This is a genomic window from Sporosarcina sp. FSL K6-2383 (genome assembly GCF_038618305.1).
Taxonomy (GTDB): domain Bacteria; phylum Bacillota; class Bacilli; order Bacillales_A; family Planococcaceae; genus Sporosarcina.
The window spans coordinates 1,434,058-1,454,543 of the sequence record NZ_CP152017.1 but is presented as its reverse complement, the minus strand read 5'-3'; the positions used below and the strand labels follow the sequence as shown (position 1 = coordinate 1,454,543).

Annotated in this window: 24 protein-coding genes; 6 read left to right on the top strand and 18 right to left on the bottom strand. The window is 41.7% G+C overall.

From position 1 onward, the window contains the following. Nucleotides 1–119: 119 nt before the first annotated feature. The 6 genes from MKZ10_RS07265 to MKZ10_RS07240 all read right to left on the bottom strand — a co-directional run bounded on the left by MKZ10_RS07265 (nt 120) and on the right by MKZ10_RS07240 (nt 5,060). On the bottom strand, nt 120–1,652 hold the full coding sequence (locus MKZ10_RS07265; protein WP_342509264.1) for an acyl-CoA carboxylase subunit beta: 1,533 nt from the start codon (nt 1,650–1,652) through the stop codon (nt 120–122). A 22-nt stretch (nt 1,653–1,674) separates the two neighbouring features. Further along, the gene (locus tag MKZ10_RS07260) at nt 1,675–1,890 is read right to left on the bottom strand and encodes a biotin/lipoyl-containing protein (protein WP_342509262.1); all 216 of its coding nucleotides are present in this window, start codon (nt 1,888–1,890) and stop codon (nt 1,675–1,677) included. Beyond that, a complete protein-coding gene (locus MKZ10_RS07255; RefSeq protein WP_342509261.1) occupies nt 1,890–3,245 on the bottom strand; it encodes an acetyl-CoA carboxylase biotin carboxylase subunit in 1,356 nt (451 codons plus the stop codon). The genes MKZ10_RS07260 and MKZ10_RS07255 overlap by 1 nt, the downstream gene beginning before the upstream one ends. 118 nt (nt 3,246–3,363) lie before the next feature. After that, nucleotides 3,364–4,122 (bottom strand): enoyl-CoA hydratase/isomerase family protein, encoded by a 759-nt coding sequence (locus MKZ10_RS07250; protein ID WP_342509259.1) that lies wholly within the window; start codon nt 4,120–4,122, stop codon nt 3,364–3,366. 206 nt (nt 4,123–4,328) lie between these two features. Continuing rightward, nucleotides 4,329–4,502, bottom strand: coding sequence for a 50S ribosomal protein L32 (gene rpmF, locus MKZ10_RS07245; protein ID WP_179391303.1), 174 nt, complete (start codon nt 4,500–4,502; stop codon nt 4,329–4,331). A 24-nt stretch (nt 4,503–4,526) separates the two neighbouring features. Continuing rightward, nucleotides 4,527–5,060 carry a YceD family protein gene (locus MKZ10_RS07240; protein ID WP_342509255.1) on the bottom strand — a complete coding sequence of 178 codons (534 nt, stop codon included), beginning with the start codon at nt 5,058–5,060 and terminating at the stop codon, nt 4,527–4,529. A gap of 126 nt (nt 5,061–5,186) precedes the next feature. Here MKZ10_RS07240 and MKZ10_RS07235 point away from each other — a divergent pair, with 126 nt between their 5' ends. Next, nucleotides 5,187–6,404 (top strand): nucleotidyltransferase, encoded by a 1,218-nt coding sequence (locus MKZ10_RS07235; RefSeq protein WP_342509253.1) that lies wholly within the window; start codon nt 5,187–5,189, stop codon nt 6,402–6,404. Between the two features lie 44 nt (nt 6,405–6,448). Here MKZ10_RS07235 and MKZ10_RS07230 read toward each other — a convergent pair whose 3' ends face one another. Then, complete coding sequence (locus MKZ10_RS07230) at nt 6,449–7,495, bottom strand: SepM family pheromone-processing serine protease (protein ID WP_342509250.1); 1,047 nt, start codon at nt 7,493–7,495, stop codon at nt 6,449–6,451. Between the two features lie 120 nt (nt 7,496–7,615). On the opposite strand from MKZ10_RS07230, the gene MKZ10_RS07225 reads away from it, so the two are divergent. Beyond that, the gene (locus tag MKZ10_RS07225; protein ID WP_342509248.1) at nt 7,616–8,536 is read left to right on the top strand and encodes a hypothetical protein; all 921 of its coding nucleotides are present in this window, start codon (nt 7,616–7,618) and stop codon (nt 8,534–8,536) included. 99 nt (nt 8,537–8,635) lie between these two features. Here MKZ10_RS07225 and coaD read toward each other — a convergent pair whose 3' ends face one another. Genes coaD through MKZ10_RS07210 form a run of 3 tightly spaced genes read right to left on the bottom strand, consistent with a single transcriptional unit; the run spans nt 8,636 to nt 11,113 of the window. Next, a complete protein-coding gene (gene coaD / locus MKZ10_RS07220; protein WP_342509246.1) occupies nt 8,636–9,118 on the bottom strand; it encodes a pantetheine-phosphate adenylyltransferase in 483 nt (160 codons plus the stop codon). 10 nt (nt 9,119–9,128) lie between these two features. Then, entirely contained in the window at nt 9,129–9,677 is a 549-nt protein-coding gene (gene rsmD, locus MKZ10_RS07215) for a 16S rRNA (guanine(966)-N(2))-methyltransferase RsmD (RefSeq protein ID WP_342509244.1), read from the bottom strand. After that, nucleotides 9,674–11,113: a hypothetical protein gene (locus tag MKZ10_RS07210; protein ID WP_342509242.1), complete on the bottom strand. Its 1,440-nt coding sequence runs from the start codon at nt 11,111–11,113 to the stop codon at nt 9,674–9,676. Before MKZ10_RS07210 ends, rsmD begins: the two co-directional genes overlap by 4 nt. A gap of 56 nt (nt 11,114–11,169) precedes the next feature. On the opposite strand from MKZ10_RS07210, the gene MKZ10_RS07205 reads away from it, so the two are divergent. Beyond that, the gene (locus tag MKZ10_RS07205) at nt 11,170–11,565 is read left to right on the top strand and encodes a methylthioribose kinase (RefSeq protein ID WP_342509240.1); all 396 of its coding nucleotides are present in this window, start codon (nt 11,170–11,172) and stop codon (nt 11,563–11,565) included. Nucleotides 11,566–11,568: 3 nt separating this feature from the next. Here the strand turns inward: MKZ10_RS07205 and MKZ10_RS07200 are convergent, their stop codons facing one another. Continuing rightward, nucleotides 11,569–11,841 (bottom strand): DUF2129 domain-containing protein, encoded by a 273-nt coding sequence (locus tag MKZ10_RS07200; protein WP_342509238.1) that lies wholly within the window; start codon nt 11,839–11,841, stop codon nt 11,569–11,571. A gap of 145 nt (nt 11,842–11,986) precedes the next feature. Here MKZ10_RS07200 and MKZ10_RS07195 point away from each other — a divergent pair, with 145 nt between their 5' ends. Next, nucleotides 11,987–12,907, top strand: a complete 921-nt coding sequence (locus tag MKZ10_RS07195) for a glycerophosphodiester phosphodiesterase family protein (protein ID WP_342509236.1) — start codon at nt 11,987–11,989, stop codon at nt 12,905–12,907. Nucleotides 12,908–13,610: 703 nt separating this feature from the next. Here the strand turns inward: MKZ10_RS07195 and MKZ10_RS07190 are convergent. The 6 genes from MKZ10_RS07190 to MKZ10_RS07165 form a co-directional block, all read right to left on the bottom strand. Beyond that, nucleotides 13,611–13,799, bottom strand: coding sequence for a hypothetical protein (locus tag MKZ10_RS07190; RefSeq protein WP_342509233.1), 189 nt, complete (start codon nt 13,797–13,799; stop codon nt 13,611–13,613). A gap of 303 nt (nt 13,800–14,102) precedes the next feature. Continuing rightward, complete coding sequence (locus MKZ10_RS07185; RefSeq protein ID WP_342509231.1) at nt 14,103–14,270, bottom strand: hypothetical protein; 168 nt, start codon at nt 14,268–14,270, stop codon at nt 14,103–14,105. Between the two features lie 138 nt (nt 14,271–14,408). Then, nucleotides 14,409–14,765, bottom strand: coding sequence for a hypothetical protein (locus MKZ10_RS07180; protein ID WP_342509229.1), 357 nt, complete (start codon nt 14,763–14,765; stop codon nt 14,409–14,411). A gap of 95 nt (nt 14,766–14,860) precedes the next feature. Further along, nucleotides 14,861–15,022, bottom strand: a complete 162-nt coding sequence (locus tag MKZ10_RS07175; protein WP_342509228.1) for a hypothetical protein — start codon at nt 15,020–15,022, stop codon at nt 14,861–14,863. A 586-nt stretch (nt 15,023–15,608) separates the two neighbouring features. Next, nucleotides 15,609–16,055: a YlbF family regulator gene (locus MKZ10_RS07170; protein WP_342509225.1), complete on the bottom strand. Its 447-nt coding sequence runs from the start codon at nt 16,053–16,055 to the stop codon at nt 15,609–15,611. A gap of 259 nt (nt 16,056–16,314) precedes the next feature. Continuing rightward, a complete protein-coding gene (locus MKZ10_RS07165; protein WP_342509222.1) occupies nt 16,315–17,742 on the bottom strand; it encodes a UDP-N-acetylmuramoyl-L-alanyl-D-glutamate--2,6-diaminopimelate ligase in 1,428 nt (475 codons plus the stop codon). A gap of 107 nt (nt 17,743–17,849) precedes the next feature. On the opposite strand from MKZ10_RS07165, the gene MKZ10_RS07160 reads away from it, so the two are divergent. Further along, complete coding sequence (locus MKZ10_RS07160; protein ID WP_342509220.1) at nt 17,850–18,581, top strand: aspartate kinase; 732 nt, start codon at nt 17,850–17,852, stop codon at nt 18,579–18,581. A 13-nt stretch (nt 18,582–18,594) separates the two neighbouring features. Here MKZ10_RS07160 and MKZ10_RS07155 read toward each other — a convergent pair whose 3' ends face one another. Further along, nucleotides 18,595–19,665 (bottom strand): CAP-associated domain-containing protein, encoded by a 1,071-nt coding sequence (locus tag MKZ10_RS07155; protein ID WP_342509218.1) that lies wholly within the window; start codon nt 19,663–19,665, stop codon nt 18,595–18,597. A 235-nt stretch (nt 19,666–19,900) separates the two neighbouring features. On the opposite strand from MKZ10_RS07155, the gene MKZ10_RS07150 reads away from it, so the two are divergent. Further along, nucleotides 19,901–20,266, top strand: a complete 366-nt coding sequence (locus MKZ10_RS07150; protein ID WP_203246112.1) for a YugN family protein — start codon at nt 19,901–19,903, stop codon at nt 20,264–20,266. The last annotated feature ends 220 nt before the right edge of the window (nt 20,267–20,486 follow it).

The window sequence follows — 20,486 nt, the reverse complement described above, 5'->3', positions numbered from 1 at the left end:
CAATTAACTCCCTTCAAAATCTGTGGCATCCGCCGGAGGCTTTAACTTTATTCAGCCGGAGGCTGAATGAAGTTAAAAAGGTCCACCTAAGCACGGCGGACCTTTTTACTTTGATTCAATTATACAGGATATACCGGGTGTTTTCTCGGTGGCTGTGCAATATCTTTTGAGCTATAGAAACGGAATCGCTCTGCCAACACATTTCTCAAGCTTGACGGTGCGACAATTTCATCAATAATCAATTCAGAGGCCAATTTATAAATATCGATTTCCTCTTTGTATTCCTGATGCTTTTCTTGAACAAATGCCAGTCGCTCTTTTGGATCTTCAATCGCTTCGATTTTATTCGAATAGACGGCATTGACAGCTGCTTCTGGTCCCATGACAGCAATTTGAGCTGTTGGTAACGCAATGCAAACGTCCGGCTCAAACGCTGGCCCTGCCATTGCATAAAGACCTGCTCCATAAGCTTTTCGAACGATAACGGAAATTTTCGGTACTGTCGCGGAACTCATCGCCATAATTAGCTTGGCACCATGACGAATAATGCCTGCACGCTCCACTTTCGTACCGATCATGAAGCCGGGTACATCTGCAAGGAACAGTAGCGGAATCGAAAACGCATCACAAAGCGTAATGAATTTCGTCGCCTTGTCTGCCGAGTCAACGAATAACACGCCACCTTTGACTTTAGGTTGGTTCGCTACAATGCCGACGGGTTGCCCTTCGATACGCGCAAAACCAGTAATCAATTCAGGGGCGAACAGCTTTTTAATATCAAAGAAACTGCCTTCGTCAACCAAAGCATCAATCGCTTCATACATATCGAATGGTGCATTTTGATTTTCCGGAATGATTGCTTCAAGCGTCCTACCGGCTTTCGCCTCCACCGTACTCCGGAGTGCAGGCTTCTCTGTAAAGTTCGAAGGGAAGTACGCTAAATACCGGCGAGCTTCCGCAATAGCCTCTTCTTCATTAGCTGCTAGCACATCTCCGCAACCACTAACCGAACAATGCATCCGTGCGCCGCCCATTTCCTCAAGCGTCACTTTTTCCCCAATCACTTTCTCAGCCATACGTGGTGATCCTAAATACATCGATGCATTGCCATCCACCATAATGACAACATCGCAAAAAGCAGGAATATACGCACCACCTGCGGCTGAAGGTCCAAACAAAATACAAATCTGCGGGATAAATCCAGATAACCTTACCTGGTTATGGAATATTTTCCCTGCCCCACGTCGATTCGGGAACATGTCTAACTGGTCTGTAATACGCGCTCCTGCAGAATCGACAAGATAGAGCATCGGCACACGATTTTTCTCTGCAATCTCCTGGATACGAATAATTTTCTCAACAGTACGCGCTCCCCAAGAACCCGCTTTTACTGTCGAATCATTTGCCATAACGCAAACGGTCTGACCGTCTACTTTCCCCATTGCCGTGACGACGCCATCAGCTGGTAAGTCCCCCGCTTCACAGTTAGCGAATCTGCCATCCTCTGTGTACTCTCCATCATCAAACAATAATGCCAGTCGATCACGAACAAAAAGCTTGTTTTGTTCTTTCAATTTGTCATGATATTTTTGATGGCCACCCGCAAAAATCCCCTGTAGCTTTGCTTCCAGTTTTTCATTATAAGCAGTCATTCTGACATTCCCCCATTTCCCCTTAAGCTTCGATTGTCACCAGAACGTCTTCTTCGTTCACGAAATCGCCCACTTCTACATTAATAGCTGTCACTTTCCCAGCTGATTCTGCTTCAATTGGAATTTCCATTTTCATAGATTCCAGAACAAGTACTACTTGCCCTGCTGCTACTTCTTCCCCGACTGCTACATTTACCGTAAATACTGTTCCTGCCATCGTTGCTTTCAATTGAGTCATTATTTTTCCTCCTTTTGTATGTCCAACCAAGCCGGTAATACTGCTGTTGAATAATCACCTGTTTGGAATTCCTCTGATTTCAGGAATTTGTTAAATAACGGGATATTCGTTTTCAAGCCAGCTATGTTTACTTGTGTAAGAAATGTTTGTGAGTGCTGAATCGCTTCATTGCGAGTTTTGGCATGCACAATGACTTTCGCAATCAAAGGATCATAAAACGGCGTCACTTTATCACCTTCGACGTAACCAGCATCAATACGGACGCCCGCTGTATCTCCCCAGTCAAGTGTTGCAATCGTTCCTGGTGAAGGCATGAATGTAACGGGATCCTCTGCATAGACACGAAACTCAATGGCATGACCTGTTGACTGAATCTCCTCTTGATTTTTCACCGGTAACTCATTGCCTTTAGCGACTTCAAGTTGCCAGTTAACAAGGTCGTAACCCATCACTAGTTCTGTTACGGGGTGCTCAACTTGCAGTCTTGTATTCATTTCAAGAAAGTAAATTTTATTGTCTTCATCGACAATAAATTCGACAGTCCCCGCATTTTTATAGTCTACTGCTTTCGCAGCATCGACCGCAGCTTGTAGCAAACGCTGTCTTGCTTCTTCTGGTAAATGAGGTGAAGGTGATTCCTCAATCACCTTTTGATTGCGACGCTGTACAGAACAATTTCGCTCGAACAGATGGACAACATTGCCTTGATGGTCACCAAAAATCTGCACTTCAATATGCCTTGCGTTGGCGATGAACTTTTCAAGGAAAACGACATCATCGCCAAAATAAGCTTTGGCACGGGTTTTGATTGATTGAAAATGTTGACTGAGCGCTTGCTCATTTTCACACCGAACCATGCCGATTCCTCCGCCTCCTGCGCTAGCTTTCAGCATGACCGGATAGCCGATGTCTGCCGCAGCTTGCACTGCTTCCTCCAGCGAGGCAACTCCTTCATCAGTTCCCGGAACGACCGGCACCCCAGCCGCTTGCATCGTCACACGCGAACCAATCTTGTCGCCCATTTTATCAATCGTATCCGCATCAGGTCCGATGAAGACCATACCCGCCTGTTGAATTTTACGTACAAATTCAGCGTTTTCCGATAGTAATCCATAACCCGGATGAATAGCGTCCACCCCTTCACGAATTGCAATATCGATTATATCGTCCGCTTTTAAATAAGATTGTTGAACTTGTGCAGGTCCAAGCAAAAACGCCTCATCTGCTTCTTTGACGAATGGCATCTCCGCATCCGCTTCCGAATAAACAGCAACCGTTTTAATGCCAAGACGCTGACAAGTTTTGATGATTCTAAGAGCGATCTCCCCACGATTCGCAATCAACACTTTATGCATAACCATCCCCCTAACTTGTGAACATGAACTTCCCTTCCTTCTTTAGTGTAAACGATAAATGAAACCGTTTTCAACCCTTGTCTTAAAAAATATTTTTCCATGGCTTAAAAGTGTGCAGTTATTTTTTTGTTAGAAATTGTTCTACTGCCTTATGGTGCGCTTCACTTTCCCATAAAAGCGAGCATTGACGCGCTTCTTCTAACATACGATCACGCATAAAATCAGCCGTCCACTTGCGAATAGCAATGGTTTTATAAGCACGATGAACCGATGGGTGGATCGTCAACATTTTCGTTAAGAAATGTTTCAAGCCCTCTTCAGCATCACCTTCATAGAGCTCCGTTGCCCAACCCGCAGCTAATAACTGGTCTGCTGTATGGACTTCTGCCTCTGACAGCAAACGAAATACTCGGTCATGCTTTCCATCTTTTTCGAATAGTAGTGTTGCGCCTCCCCAACCCGTCGTAATCGCCAATGTCCCCTGGATGAATCCAGCTTTCGTACTCGATGATACGAGTCGATAATCACAGGCTGTCGCAATTTCACAACCACCACCGACGGCCGCACCGTTAACGACAGCAATTACCGGCATTGGTAATGTAGCAACGCGATATAATAGACCCGCCATTTTGCTTAACATCGGGAATGCCTCATCCGCTGTCCGAAAACCGTGAAATTCTGCTAAGTCGCCTCCCGAACAAAAGGCTCGGTCGCCTGCACCTGTAATAACGGCATAAGCAATATCCAAATTATCCTCAATTTGATTAAGGAATTGTTCCAGCCCTGTCATCACGTCCGCATTGACCGCATTGCGCATTTCAGGCCGGTTGATTGTGAATGTAGCAATCCCTTTTTCAATTTCAATCTTATAAGGCATGTCCATTCCCCCTTTTTTATAGTAAGTATACGTGAATCTTTGCTAAAGTGGGCTGAAAATTGTTGAACGGTAGTAAATGGTGTCTATGCGGTAGTATTTGTTTTCTATGCGGTAATAAAAACACTCTATCCGGTAGTAAGCTTTCTAAAATAGAAAAAAGGCTACCGTGAGCCATGGTCTCACGGTAGCCTTATAGACAAATCTTATTATTCGCCTATTACTTCTTTTCCTTTGTATTGACCGCATGATTTACAAATGCGGTGAGCCAACTTGATTTCGCCACAGTTAGTACAAGTAGTCATTCCCGGTACTTGCAATTTATAATGCGTACGGCGCTTGTTTTTAACTGTTTTGGATGTTCTTCTTTTTGGTACAGCCATCTGGGGCACCTCCTTACGTTCGCCTTATTCGTCCTTGGATTCAAAGAATTTTGCCAAACCGGCAAGTCTTGGATCCACTTTCGTTGCCATTTCCTCGCGGAGTTTGGCATTGTACGCCTCGTCGGTTGTATATGACCAGCCTTGTCCTTTTGCCTGCACCATATCATCAGCGTTAGGGCTGAAAATTTGAAGCGGCACTTCAAGGAGGACGAGCTCCTCAAAGACAGGGGTCAGATCGATGGTCTCTCCCACTACGGGATGGATTTCATCGTCTGCTGCGAGAACCGTTTCATCCCAGCTAAATTGTTCATCAGCTTCGATTACAAACGGCAAATCTACGTCTTCCCATGTACGGGAACAAGGCAATGTCATTGTACCTTCAAGCCGGAATCGGCAGGTCAATTTCTTAGAACCGATTGTACAACTTCCGGTAACGCGGACAGGCGTAATATTCCGGATCTCCGGATTCCGTTTCTTAACGGATTCAAGGTCGACAGCTTCGTCAAGCGGCATCGCGCCTTGCCTGTATTTCTGTAATTGATGGATTGACCATTTCATGTCTATCACCTCAAGACAACAATGTTGATTATATAATGGGTGAAAAGGGATGTCAAGATATTTTCTTGTCACTTCATCAGCCACATAGGTATAATTACAATACATTGTAACAAAGGAGGGAGCACTTTGAAAGCAACAGGGATTGTTGTTGAATATAATCCATTCCACAATGGACATGCCTATCACGCCTTGCAAGCTAAAAAAATAACTGGAGCGGATATTGTTATTGCCGTCATGAGTGGTAATTTCCTACAACGTGGAGAGCCCGCATTCGTCGATAAATGGACGCGTACTAAAATGGCGCTGTCTAATGGCGTCGACATCGTTTTTGAGCTTCCTTACGCATTTGCTACAGCTAGCGCCCCAATCTTCGCCAAGGGTGCTATTCAGCTGTTAGACGCTTCACAATGCAGCGCTTTTTGTTTCGGCAGCGAGGATGGAGATATTGAGCCACTAGAAAGAAGCCTTCTCCTTATTCAACAAGCAGGGACTCAATATGAACAAATTATAATAGAAGCAACGAGCCGAGGACTAAGTTATCCAAAAGCTTTAAACGAAGCTTATATCGCAGCTGCCAACTCCACTAATATTCAAGGTGCACTTGCTGATTTGTCAAAGCCTAATAACATTTTAGGTTTTCACTATATGCAATCAGCTTTAGACATCAACTCAACGATGACAGCTACAACAATTCCACGCATCGTTGCGCAATACCATGATGATGCAATTGTTGGCAATCAAATCGCAAGTGCCACCGGCATCCGTAAATCATTTTTCGATTCGGATACGTTGTCAACAGTGTCAGATTTCATCCCACCAATGACACAACAAGGTCTACTTGACTGGCAGGCGACTCAGCAGGCATTCGGTAATTGGTCGTCCTTCTACCCGCTGCTACGCTTCACCATTTTACGTGAAGGGCCCGAACGCCTTAGAACAATTGCTGATATTACAGAAGGCATTGAGAACCTACTATACCGGGCAGCAAGCCATCATGGAACATTCGAAGGGTTCATGAGTGAAGTGAAATCCAAAAGATATACGTGGACCCGTATTCAGCGCATGTTGACACATATTTTTACCGGCTTCACATATGCCATGCGTCGCGATATATCTGATCCATCCTATTTACGACTACTCGGCATGACACAAGCAGGGAGACTTTATTTGAATGAACATAAAAAAAATCTTCAGCTGCCTGTTGTAAGCAGAGCCGCCGCCTTTTCAAACCCATCCTTAACGGCTGATATCCATGCAGCAAATATGTATGCGCTGGGCATCAGTAACGGAACTGCAGATTCCCGAATTGGTACTGATTACGATAGGCACCCCATAATTGTATGAACAATGGCGCCTCACAGGATTTTTCCTATGAGGCGCCATTATCTTTATTTTTCTTCTAAACCATCCAAGTAATCCAGTGCATCATCGATTGTTTTCACGGGTATGATTTTCATCTTCGTACCTATTTTTTCAGCCATTTCGACCGCTTCTTCATAATTTGTGAGAATACCTGGATTTCGCTTTCTCACTTCCTCAGGCAAATCATCATCAGGTGCAAAGAAAATATCAATATCTTTACGAGCGGCAGCAATAACCTTGAAATCCGCCCCACCAATCCGCCCGACAGTGCCATCCTCCAGCATTTCTCCCGTACCTGCGATATTGTAGCCTTTCGTTAAGTCTTCATCGAGCAACTGGTTCATAATCTCAAGTGTGAACATCAATCCCGCAGAAGGTCCACCGATATTGGACGTTTGAAATTCTACCTTTGGATCTGTAATAGGCACTCGGTCTTCCTCAAACTGGACACCAAGTCCTGGACGCCCTTCACTGCCTGGAATTTCTTTTAAAGTAATCGGTACATCCCTTAGCTTATCGTCTCTTTCTACAGAGAGTAAAACTTCGTCATCCATTTTCTTTCCAGACATTTGTTCGAAAAACTGGCCCGATTTTTCAAGAAGAACTCCGTCCACTGCATGGATTCGATCTCCCGCCTCTAACAAACCAGCTGCTGCACCTTCCTCAAGTACCAGCATGACAAAAATTCCGTTAAATTGGATTTCGACAGGTAATTCCGCTTTTTCATAGGCAACAGTAATAGCACTAAACTGCGAACCCGACATCATTCTTTTCTGCCTTATATTATATTCTCTATCGTCTTCCCCGTCTTTTCTAACTTTATTAGCAGGAAGGATTTTTTTCTTATCCGAAAACTTTGCCAATGAATAGGAAAAAGGAGTTGCTTTGGCGACGGAAATTGTCATAAGACTGAAAGTCCCTTCGTCATCGTCATCCCCACCTACCACTTCAACAAACGGCTCCAAACTATATGCACCACCTGGCTGTGATATATAGGTGTCCATCGGATAAACAAGTAAAATTGCTAAAATGACGAGCACAACGCCCATTGCGCCAAGTTTCTTCTTTGCCATTTAGATGCACCTCCGTTAATAGCCTGTACTTTCTTATCATATATATAAGTGTGACAGTAAAAAAAATATAATTTCAGCAATTATATCATACAGAATTCACATTTGAGAGGGGTCAAATGCTTGAAAAATAGAATACCTGCTCGTCTAACAAACACAATAAATATTGCCGTTATTTGGGGATTCATCATTCTTTTCATTTGGCAACCGTCCATCGCACACGATGGAGCTGTGGCCGGCACCCAACTTTTCGTCCATGCATTGCTCCCTTATTTACTCCCCTATATCATTTTGACACAATGGCTATTAAAAATACCAAGTCCAGCACCACAAAAAGCTAAATGGCGCCGCTATGTTAAAGCCTACGTGCTTGGATCATTTGGTGGATTTCCAGTCGGAGCTGTCACGGTGACAGAAATGATGAAGAACGGTGAATTATCGCAGCGACAAAGTAGTTTACTACTCGCTGCCTGCCATGCGCCTGGACCCATGTTCATCATCGGATTCGTCGGCACAGAGCTTTTCGGAGACATTAGCACCGGTTGGAAATTACTAGTCGCCATCCACATCGCCAATATTTTATTTTTTTTAATTTCTCTTTTACTCCTGCTACGGCCAACTGATTCTGACACTCTCCCTAACCAACAACTAAAAAATAATAATAGTATACCACTACTTGACGCCATTAAGGAAAGTTCAACAGTCATTATCCTTGTCGCAACGACTGTTATTTTCTTTTCTTCTCTCGGAATGGTGCTATCAACAATTGGCACTACTGCATTTTCAGTCGATACAGGCATCGCCAATACATTTGCCTTATCTTTTTTAGAAATGACATCTGGCGTTAAATCTGCAACTGACCATTTTTATGGCCAACCCATCTTTCCTTTTCTCATCGCCGCAATCATCTCACTCAACGGACTTAGTATTCATATGCAAGTGTTCGTTATCGCCAAAACCTGCAACATTTCCATGCTTCCTTATATTATCGGGCGAATATGGAGTGTCATTCTAGTCCCCTTTATCTTTTTCTTAATTTATTAATTTAATCGGTGGAAGGTTTCATTCCGTACAGTCGGCGTTTTCCGCCAAATAAAAAAGGTTATGGCGAAAAGTTACTTTCACCATAACCACTACCACTCTTCACACTTCAAATTTCCTTTTCAAAGCTTCTTCAACTTGTTTTGGTACTAGCTCAGATATAGCACCGCCATACTTGGCCACTTCTTTAACAATACTTGAGCTCAAAAATGAGTACTGATTGTTCGTCATGATGAAAAACGTTTCAATCGTTTCGTCAAGCACACGGTTCATCGATGTGATTTGCATTTCATATTCAAAATCTGTAACAGCCCGCAGACCACGAACAACAGCCGTCGCTCCGACTTTTTTTGCATAATCAATCATTAACCCAGCAGATGTCTCTACTTTTACATTTGGAATTGTAGCTGTTACAACTCGAATCAGTTCCACTCGCTCTTCAGCTGTGAAAAGCGAATTCTTTGCTGAATTATTCATAACGACGACATTGACTTGACCAAACACTCGTGCCGCCCGCTTAATAATATCAAGATGCCCATTTGTCAATGGATCGAAACTTCCCGGTACAACCGCTATTTTAGACATTCGTGAAACCTCATTTCTCATAAATAGATACAGCGCTATTTCCATAGACTGAACTTTTAATTTTGTGATAAGAACCATATGATTCTGGTAACACCAATTGCTTATCATGCTCACAAATAATAGCCGCATTATCCGTCAGTAAATCTGCTGCCACGAAGTCCTCTACTAAATCATAAAATGCCGTTTCCGCATAAGGAGGGTCAATAAACAATAACTTTGCCTTCTTAGTCGATGCCTTTAAAACTGCAACCGAGCTCCTTGCATCTGCTCGTTGGATATGTAATTGTTCCGTAAAACGACATTTTTCCGCATTGGCCTTAATAACAGCACATGCTTTTACATTTTTCTCAAATATAAAAGCTTCATCCACGCCTCTTGATAACGCCTCAAGAGACAATGAGCCACTACCGCCAAACAATTCAACTGCTACTCCCCCGTCAAAGTATGGACCTATTCTATTGAAAATGGATTCCTTCACTTTATCGGATGTTGGGCGTGTTTCTGTCCCCGCTAATGATTTCAGAGGAATACCTTTTCGTGTTCCTGCAACAACCCTCACTCTATGACCTCCTCTAGCACCGTTGATAAATTAACGATATCAATTGTCTCTGCCGTTTTATCAATCGTTAGGAGGAATAAGCGCCTAAACCAACTTTCTTCAAAGTAAACTTCATCTGATAACACTTCAAACGGTGACGTTCTAACATCAAATTTCCGTTCATTATATACATAAAACGGCTCTTTTCTTGGAAATCTAAACTTTCTACCTTCTTTTTCAATGTACAGGGATTGTTCGTTTGCCGTAACGGTATAGCCTAGATGACTTAAAATAGACTTTGCAGGATACAGCGATTTGCCATCTTTCAAAACAATACCGATATCTGCATAGCTTGTACCATCCACTCGTACTTCCCGCGTATCTTCAAAAAGGAATAGATGATCTGCCGTGTCTTTTTGAATTGCTGTCTTAAAATAAGATGTCTTAAAGCCCGTCACTTCTTTAATTAAATCATCCAAAATAGTCGCATTCATTTCTTGACCCGCTTTACTATTTACTACTTCTTTTAAAAGAGCAAGCTCTTCTGGAGTAAGTGCGACAATCAGCTTGTCATATGCCTGGCGGGATTGCTCAGCACCTATTGCCTTATCACCTAAAATAGAGGCGACTACCTCAACAAGTAAACGTTCCTGCTGTGGAATTGAATAGCGCGCAGCCATAGCGGATGTTAAAAATAGAGTTGAAGCTTTATCAATATCCGCATTTTCTGAAACGATAAATCGCTGTGATTGAACAGCTATACTCGTCTGATCAATGACGATAGCTGAGTGATCAGCCCCAATCGTCTTTAGAGCCGCGTCAACCGCTTCGAATTGTTCAGTATGGCCTGCAGGTCCATAGACAGCCAACTTTTCCCCTTCATAAACAAGAGGTAAGCTATTTTGCTGCCAATATAAATCCTGTACTCCTCCCGAACCCTGGAAAAAGGTATAATCGATCAGATCCATTTGTTTGGAACCGACTTGCTCCAAACCGTTCACCCACATGCCCCCTGATCTTGTTTCGTCAGTAATATGGAATAAGGTTGAGGTGACTGTTGCTCCTTGAAGTGTTACAAACGGTTCATGGTACAGCATTGCTTGCGACTCGGAATTTTCTTTAGGTATTTTGTATGAAATAGATTGTTTTTCATTATCACCGTCCACGAATGCAGTTAAACTAGCATCTAGACGGCCACAAGAAATGGCATCTAGGGCATAGCACGAACGATCTGCGCTTGCTTCTGGCCAAATAATTTCATGACGTCCTTGCGATAAACCGCTAAAATGATGCCGAATATACAAGGCATCTGAACGATTCATCACTTCAATTTCCTGCTGATATGTTGGCGTGCCTGAGTCCTTCGCAATGACATCTCCCGCTTGCTTATAATGCATATAAACAAGAAGGATGTTTACAATTAGAAGAAGAACAACTGTCCGTCCGATAAATTTCAAGTTCTACACTCCTATGCATGTTATAATTGGCGTAATTTAGAAAGGTAGTGTTATGTATGATATTAAATCAACAATTTATAGAGCTCGGAGAAGGCTTTGGAGATGTGTACGAATTATGTGAGCTTATCCATACAAACAGAAGTCGCTTACATAAGACTTTCATTCTTGCTGCACCTACAGCATCTGGACATGCACTATCATTGGCAGTCGCCTTCGCCCCTGCAAATGAAGGATTTTTCATGCCTGTCTATATTTGTAGGGAGGGAATCATCCAACAGGATCATCTAAAATCGAAACGTAGATTATTATTTGAAGAAGCTGCTGAAAAAGCGGGCAGTACACCTGTTTACATTGAATTGAAGCACTCGTCAGAATTCGAAGAACGCACTTTGTTCTTTCAATATGTGACAGGTATTTTACGGCTAAACAATCTTCTTCCACCTTTACGTTAAATTTTATAATCCAGCCTTATAGTCGTATTCCTTCGCCTTATCTGGCTTGGCATTTTCATATTCAGTTTTCACAAAAGGCCGATAAGATGGTAGCACTTTTTTTACTGAAGGAAGACGTTCTATTTTGCTTATAACAGTATCGACATCCTCCTTATTGCAGTAAAGGACGACGTACTTCATTTTACGAGATATATAATGGACATGCCCATATTTCCGAAATGATTTTGCCTGTTTTAAATGTTGAAGATAGACGATAATTCCTTGTCGTTCGACCATAAATTTCCCCTCTTTCCTTATCCCATACAATACCATAGGAATGCGAAACTAGGCAATAAGTTCACTGTATCCTCATATACATTGCTGACAGCATCATCCTTTTGCCTTATAATAAAAAAGTATATGTAAATGAGGGGGATCCTTAATGGGTAGAAAAACAAAAGTAGCTCTTACGGTAGGTGCAGTAGGTGCGGCAAGTGTCGCTGCTTGGGCCGCCTCTAAAGTGGTTGCAAAACCTATTCCACGTGAAGATAAAGAAGCACTCAACTTTGACAAACCAGTCGTTCTCGCTTATCATGGTGGCCATTTAGAAGCACCAGAAAATACACTAGCCGCTTTTTCAAAGGCGGCGGAACTCGGCGTGCATGGATTTGCCGTCGATATCCGGTTAACGAAAGACGAAGAAATTATAGTCTTCCATGATGAATTTGCTGATCGCACGACAGATTTCTCCGGTAAAATCACTGACTACACACTAAGCGAATTAAAAAAAGCGGATGCAGGCTATCGTTTCGAAGATGAAGCCGGTCACTATCCCTATCGAGGGTTAGGGGAAAAAATCGTCACTTTACGTGAATTATTGGAACAGTTTCCACACATGTTAATCGCTATTAATCTAAAAGATTCACCTGACACGTATGAAGGAAGTTTAATGCCTTCCAAACTGTGGGGACTGCTTAATGAGCTTGACGCTGAAGATCGTGTGGCTGTGACTGGATCTTATGATGAGCAGACGGATAGATTCAATTTATATGCTCAAAACCGGGTAGCTACTGGGGCGGGTGATGGGGAAGTAAAAAAAGCCTATGCAGCCTTCACTAGTAAATTAGGTCATTTATATAATCCGCGTGCCGATTTGTTTAGAGTTTCTGAAAAACTAGGCGTGTTCCCGCTGGGTACAGAAAATTTTATCCACTTCTTAAAACGATTGAATGTGCGCGTCTATTTCGAGGATGTCACTGAGCAAGATTCACTCATTAAATTATTATCCATCGGTGCAAGCGGCTTCATCACCGATCGACCAGCTATGGTCATGAAAATTATTCAAGAGCATATTGGGGAATAATTAAAAGGTTGCCAGCGCATCGACTATCCGATACGATGGCAACCTTTTTCACTTGATCATTTCCGGTTTGCTTTCGGCAATTGATGGACGACAGAATAAACGTGGGAAAGATGTGTCTAGAGATGACTTTGTCATTTCTGGACACATCTTTTTCGGTCATCTTGTTGTACATCATTGTCTGTCGCGTACCTCCAATGATCAAGTGAAAAATACTATTTCTTGAGAAGAAGGGAACAGATTTCTTTGTGTATAGTGAGTAAGTTCCCGAAGATGAAATTTCGGGAACTATAGCACGTTGAACACAGTATTTGCTTCTTAAATCCTCGTAAAGTTAATAAAAAGTTACACCTGATTAGAGATGTACCACTTCCGCCATGCTATTTTCCAGTGATCACCAATAAATCCCACCTTACCGCCAACACATTTAACAATGTGGTAACGCCAAAATGGGCGAATTACAACGTTAATGTTAAGATTTTTAAAAGGTAGAAAAGCCCAATCCATCCGTATTTCCAGAGAGGAATTAGGCTTATGATCTTCCACAATCTCGCCCGATTGTGGAAGTTCGTTATTGAACTAAAGCACCCGATAGTCTATTTCGCCAGTGCCATCACATCTATCACATTGCCCACCATATCTTCAAAATCGTAACCACTACCATTACAACTTGGACATTTTTTTTCAATTTTAACTTCCATAATCCCTAACCCTTTCTTAATTTATCTTCTTTTTCATATTGTTTTTCTTCCCATTTATCATAATCCTTGTTAAATCGGTCAAGATTGCCGCCGTCTTTTTCGAAATATTCTTGGAGATCTGGCATTGAATCGTAATCCCAATTACCTTCTTTATCGTCTGGATGATTGGTGTAATCATTTGGATCGTCTAACATAATGATTTCTTCCCCCTTCATTTTTGCTGAGATTGGTATAACATATATATCTTAACTGGATATAATTGCATGTTCAAGTTCCTCTAATACAAGAAAATTATACTATTATCATTCCTAAAATTCACACTTTTCCCCTTTACTATGTCTATAGCAATTTCTCTAAGCGAGTTTTCTTTTCTATATTTTCCGATTTCTTGTTCAACTAAACTGCTCCGTTAGTTCAATAAGAAAAAAGAGAAGTAGCTCAATGATCTTCAAGTAAAGCTACCCGTTAGTTGAATAACAAGTTTATTTTAATAATTATCAAGTCCTATCTTTCTTTAACAGTTGGATAATTTCCTTATTTTGCTCAACCTGATTTTCGCTATTTTTTTTAATCTGATAAATCCATATTGATAGAAAGACCAATAACACGGGTACTGCAATAGTAATCAATAAAGAAAAAATACCTAACATACTTGCTGCATACATAAATGTCACCTCCAATAAATTTTACCATAACAATTTGATTCCAATTTCTTGTTCAACTAAACTGCCCCGTTAGTTCGATAAGCCTTCCTCAATTAAATGGCCCGATTGCAGCACAAAGTTGTAAACAATCGCGCCCGATTATCGAAGAACGACACTTAAAATTATTTGTAAAATCCCTGCAATAACTAATATCCACATAACTTCTATTCGCATGAATGAATTATATGAACTACGTTTTTTTGTAACTGCTATATCATGTGCAACTTTCAAATTGATTGGTAAAAAGTATAAAGAAAAAATTATAGCAACTGAAAATGAAATACATAAATTAACTAGGAATTGACTAGTTGTTAAACTAGCCACAGCACTGCCAATGATAAATACTGGGACGCCAGCCCAAATAAAAAAAGTTATAGCCAACAAACCAAATGCGATTATAACAAACATAAATTCTCTTTTAAGCACGTTTAAATAACTATTGTAGTAATACCCCACGTTACCCCTCCACTAGTTCATTCAGTAAGTTGGCCTGATTGCAACACAAAGTTGTATAACAATCGCGCCCATTTGTGGCACCTATATTAACCTAATTATTGTTCGCTCTTTTTCTCTATTTTTTTTGCCTGGTACCCTAAAAGAACCCCAATCAATAATGTAAACAAGTAATTGCCATCAAATTCTTTTGTAAATAAACTTATAGCCAACCAAGCAACGAGTATCCCCGCTATTAATGAAAACATGGTTTTAGACATAGTGATACCACTTTTCTAAATGCAAAATATTGATAGTGAGATGATTTATTTTACTGTCCAGAAAGAATAGTATAATGCCACAAAATGGCCCGATTGCAGTAAACTGTGTTTTTTTGAAACTAATCAAAATTGTAAAACAAGTATAACACTTTTATATTCAAAAAAATGATTTCTTCTCTTTGGTCATCTAGAAGGTTTGAAATGGTAAACAGTTTATCATTCCGTGGTGAAAAGTAGGTCAAGAATTGTACATTTCATTTGCTGTAATAAACATTTCCTTAAATAACAATTGAAAAAGCCATTAATCAAAACGACAGCGGCCAAAATTGTATCTTTGGCCGCTTTTACGTAGTTAGAATTCCTCTGTTCCCTTATTCTCAAAAAGCATTAGCACTTTGAGTTGCATTTCCTTTGGAGAGCTACGAATGAACGACAGCCAATCGATTACCGAAAAAATAGGGAGGAATGCGAATACGTCACATTCCTCCCTACTTAAAATATGGTCATTGTACAGCATTTATTCAATCCAATGCGTTCCAAAGTAATAAAACATAAAAGCATCATCATCAAACAAAGTTGTTTATTGTTAAGCAGAACACGAACAGCTTCCACCTGTACCACAACCACTATCGCCACAAGAAGACCCCGAAAAGAATGCACTTTCGGCAGGTACCTTCACCGTATCCGACACTGATTTCGCAACAATCGAACCTATTTGATCGAATAAATATTGGACATCATTTTCTGCCAATCGAAGTGCAGCAACCTGTTCGTTCATGTCGAGATCACGTTTTTGGACACGAATGCTTTTCATTACTATATTATAATCCGGATGGTATCTTCCGAATCGCTGAACTTCCTCATATCGTTCCTTCATCACTGTAAACGTCTGTATCTCTGCGACTAGTGCAGTATCTGAATAGACATCATCATAAGCCTTGCGGTACTCTGCTACCACTTCTGAAGTTAGCAACATCTCTGCCAGCCCTTCAGCCTGCTCAATGATGGTCATCCACTCGTCGGTCATTAGCATCTAATGATCCCTCCCATCACTGCCTATCATAACAGATTGGCAAGCTGTGATGCACCTTTGGAGGATTAATTTCAATCAATTGCGCCTTGGCGAAATTGCGTCCAGATTTTTTTCGAGCTTGCTCGAAAAGCTCCCTTGAAAAATCTGTGACATCCGCCGGAGGCTTAACTTAATTCAGCTTGGGTTTGAAGCCCACTGAATTCGAAGAAGACTGCACATTCATCCCGCAAATTTTAGTAAAGGGGTACTTCTGCTGAATTCAGTTAAAATCTAAAAAAGTTTTCTCAAAAAGGGCGAGCTTAGCTTCTTCAAAATCTGAAAATGGCAGCAGTCCATCCGCCGTATGCTGCGTTTTTTCATGTCCCTTCCCCGCAATGAGTACAGTATCGCCAGGTGCTGCACTAAAAATCGCCTTGCGAATCGCATGTTTTCGATCGAGCATTACTTCAACAGCAGAACAATCACCTCCGAACCCCTCCAATATATCTGTAATAATCGCAAGCGGGTCTTCATTTCTTGGATTATCGGATGTCACAATCACATTCGCCGAATAAAGGACGGCAAGCTCCCCCATCTTCGCCCTCTTCCCTTTATCACGCTCACCACCACAGCCAAACACCGTTATCAGTTTACCGTAACAAGATGTCGAAAGAGTGCATAACACCGCTTGGAGCGCATCAGGGGTATGCGCATAGTCGATATAAACCTTCACGCCATCCCGTTCCAATTGCTGTAATCTCCCCTCAGGAAGTTGCAGCTGCTGACAATGCTGGATAATATCCTCCAACCTGTATCCAAGTACATGTAGTGCACTAATTGCCGCGAGTGCATTCATATAATTATAGTGCCCCCGAATCTCGAAATATTTATACAAATCAGGCACACAAATATCTGACAATGGAGTCATCCCAAATGAAACAACCGGAATTGTCACGTCCTGCATCATTTGCAGGCATTGTTCATCTTCCTGATTGACAATCATCGTTGCCACCATCTGGCTAAGTTGCTTTTTCGCCTGTATATAAGCAAGCTTTCCACCATGTTCTTCATAATGATCCGTACCGATATTCAGCAAAATACCGATATCAATTTCACAATATGCCAAGCGTTTAGTTACCAATCCAAGTGATGAAGCCTCTAGTACAATATGGGTAATCCCTGCCTTTTCACATTTTTTTAATAAAGGATGGAGGTATTCAGCAGGTAACGTCGTCATTTTGGGGCTGTCGATTTCTTGTTTTACACCATCCATAAAAACGCCCGTCGTTCCGATAACCGCCGGACGATTGCCAAGACACTTCAATAATTGACCGATAAAATGGGTCACTGTCGTTTTGCCATTCGTTCCAGTGACTGCAATAACTTTCATACGCCTAGCCGGGTAACCAGCAAGACGTGCGCTCGCATGAGCTATGAACAACTTACAATCCGGTACAATGACAACTGGCACATCGAGCGATAGTTCAGTCAAATCCGTTCGATCAATAACAATCGCAGCAGCCCCTTGCCCAACTGCCTGCCGAATATGAAGTGCTCCGTCATCGCGCCCTCCTTTTCTAGCTACGAAAACGAATCCCTTTTTCATGCGTGATGAATTTTCGGTAATCCCCGTGACTTCCGTTCTAATATCGCCTCCACTTATCGTGCAAGGCCAGTCTTTTAAAAGCTCCGTTAAAAGCAGCACCACTCTCCCCTTCCCGAACATTTTCTACGCCTGCGAATATATTGAGAGCGAACATACTTTATCGTATGAAGAAAGCGCAATGAACGACACGAAGAAAGTTGGGAGCCTTTATGATTATCCAGAAATTCGGTGGAGTTGCGATGAAAGATGAAATGATGAGATTGAATTGCATAGACCATATAAAAAAAGGACTCCAGGAGTTTGGCGAAGTTATCATTGTTGTATCCGCGATTGGTCGCTACGGTGATCCATATTCAACGGACAGCCTATTACAACTTACAGACGCCTTCTCATCCTCTCCAGCAGCAAGCGACCTTGTAGCGTCTTGTGGGGAACTAATTGCGGCAGCAGTATTATCTGCAGAATTAGCACAGGCGGGTGTCACAAATACCATCCTACATGGCGTCAGGGCGGGGATATGGACGGCTGGAGATTTTGGGGATGGTACCATTAGTCATATCGACACTTCCTCAATCGTTGAAAACCTTAGTCAGACTCGCTGTATCATCATTCCGGGCTTTCAAGGCATGGACAAAGAAGGCCGTATCATGACACTTGGCCGTGGAGGCAGTGACTTGACAGCTATCGCACTAGCCGGAGCACTCCACGCCTCACACGTTGAGTTTTTCAAGGATGTACCAGGCGTCATGACCCATGACCCACGTGAAGTCGAAAGTTATCACAAACTAGATCACTTAACAATGGATGAATTTCTCGTGCTTCTCGACTGTGACAGACCGATTATCCAAAAGCGTGCTGCACTTCATGCTATAAAAACAGCGACACCTCTTTATATACGAGGTATCGCTAGTTTAGAGTCAGGAACATGGGTTACACCTTAGGCAGCGAGGTAATTTACCGCTGCCTTTTTTCAACTGTCGACATCCGAACGAAATTCTGTGTGTAGTACTCGCTATATACGCCCGTCCCGAGATGCGTGAAATCCTTATCGAGCAAAACATCACGGTGCGCAGAAGAATTGAGCCACCCATGTACAGCTTCTATTGCATCTACATAATTAGCAGCGATATTCTCCCCCGCTTTGCGATGCTCAATTTTGGCCTCTTTTAACCGATCGGCAAGATTACCTGTCTTAGCAGATTCATGCGACAAATAATTTTGTAGGGCCATATCTTCACTATGTTTTCGAGCTACCTCACCTAAATAATAATCGCTAAACACTTCATCCACTTCATGTTTTTTCCGATATATATTCGTTAATTCAAAAATTTGGCGTTCCATTGCGCGGTCTACCTCCATCTGCATATTCGATGAAGGGCGGCGTGGAGTGACAATTTCACCCATATAGGACATATCATAAGGCTGATGAAGAACAAGTGTCATTGGGTCGATGAAACGCACTGCTTCAAGTATTTCATCGACACTATCTATATACAATTGCGCATAGACACCTTCATATTCAATGAGCAGTCGAGTTTTCACATCATCACCATTCAATGAAAATGTGTAAATGTTGTCATCTATTTCTGTAACCACTTCTGTTTCCACAATTGTCACGCGGTAAATATCTTGTGATTCCTGGCCGATTACAAAAGGAGCGACATCGGAAGAGTCATCGGCCGTATACACTTGGTTCACACGGCCATCGACTACCCCAGCCATAAATTGTTGATTTCGATTATAAATCCACCAGTCATAGCCATATTCAGATGGCTCAACCCGGTCCGGTTTACCCATTTCACTAATAAGTTTCTCTGTTGATTGCCCAATAAATAAGGATAAGCCAGCATCTGGTCTCTCTGCACGTTCTGGTAGTAAGCCATCATTAGTACCTGGTACTGGTATGGCTACGCCATGCTTCACTGGCGATTCCAATGGTTTATTTTCCTTTACTCGATTATCCATGATATAAAAAAGCGCTAACACAACAATTAGTAAAAGCGCTATTTTCCAAAGTACTTTCATTTTTTTGCACCACTTTCAACAATACATAGTTTAATTCATTCGTCGCTCGATTATGCTCAAAATGATACCTTCTTTTATTATACTTCGTCAAAGGGATAAAGATGTTGAGCTTTGACTTACTTCTAACCAAAAATCAAATGATGACACAATGTTGTCATTGCAACTACTGGCGATTTGTTCTATTATAAATAGGTATAGGGAATTGGCTGAACGATATATAAGGAGGATACGAACTATGTATATTGAAGATACAGGCATCGAAAATATTGTTGCCGACCTGGCAATCGTTGATGACATTATGCTAAAACACAATCTGATCCGTGGAGGTCAGTGGGACTACGAAAGAGCAACATTTGATAAAAAATATGTAATTAAAGAAGGTACATATTATTTACGTGTCTTCAGTTACACAATCGATGGTAACGTTGATTCACGTCACGCTGACATGATCCTTAAAAAGCCAGTCATTGGCAAGCATTACTATCCACACGGTGTAGAATACGGCGAAGACGAATATTTCCCTGAAAGTCTTGTCAAAGATTGTGTTGCAACTTTAAAAGCTGTACACGCTGAGTTACTACCCCATAACCTGAAAAAATGAGTGATGAGCGACATGCCGAAGACTTTATTGTCTTCGGTTTTTTTATTTTCATTCAGCGGATGTTCCGCTGAATGAAAATAAAGTCCCCCCAGATATCACAGGTATGAGATGAGTCAATGATACCGTGGTGTAATTGATTTGGTTCCATCAGCGGATTTAAATCAATTGAACTAATGAAACGCCTCTAAATTGGGTATGATTGTACTAGATATGTCGGATA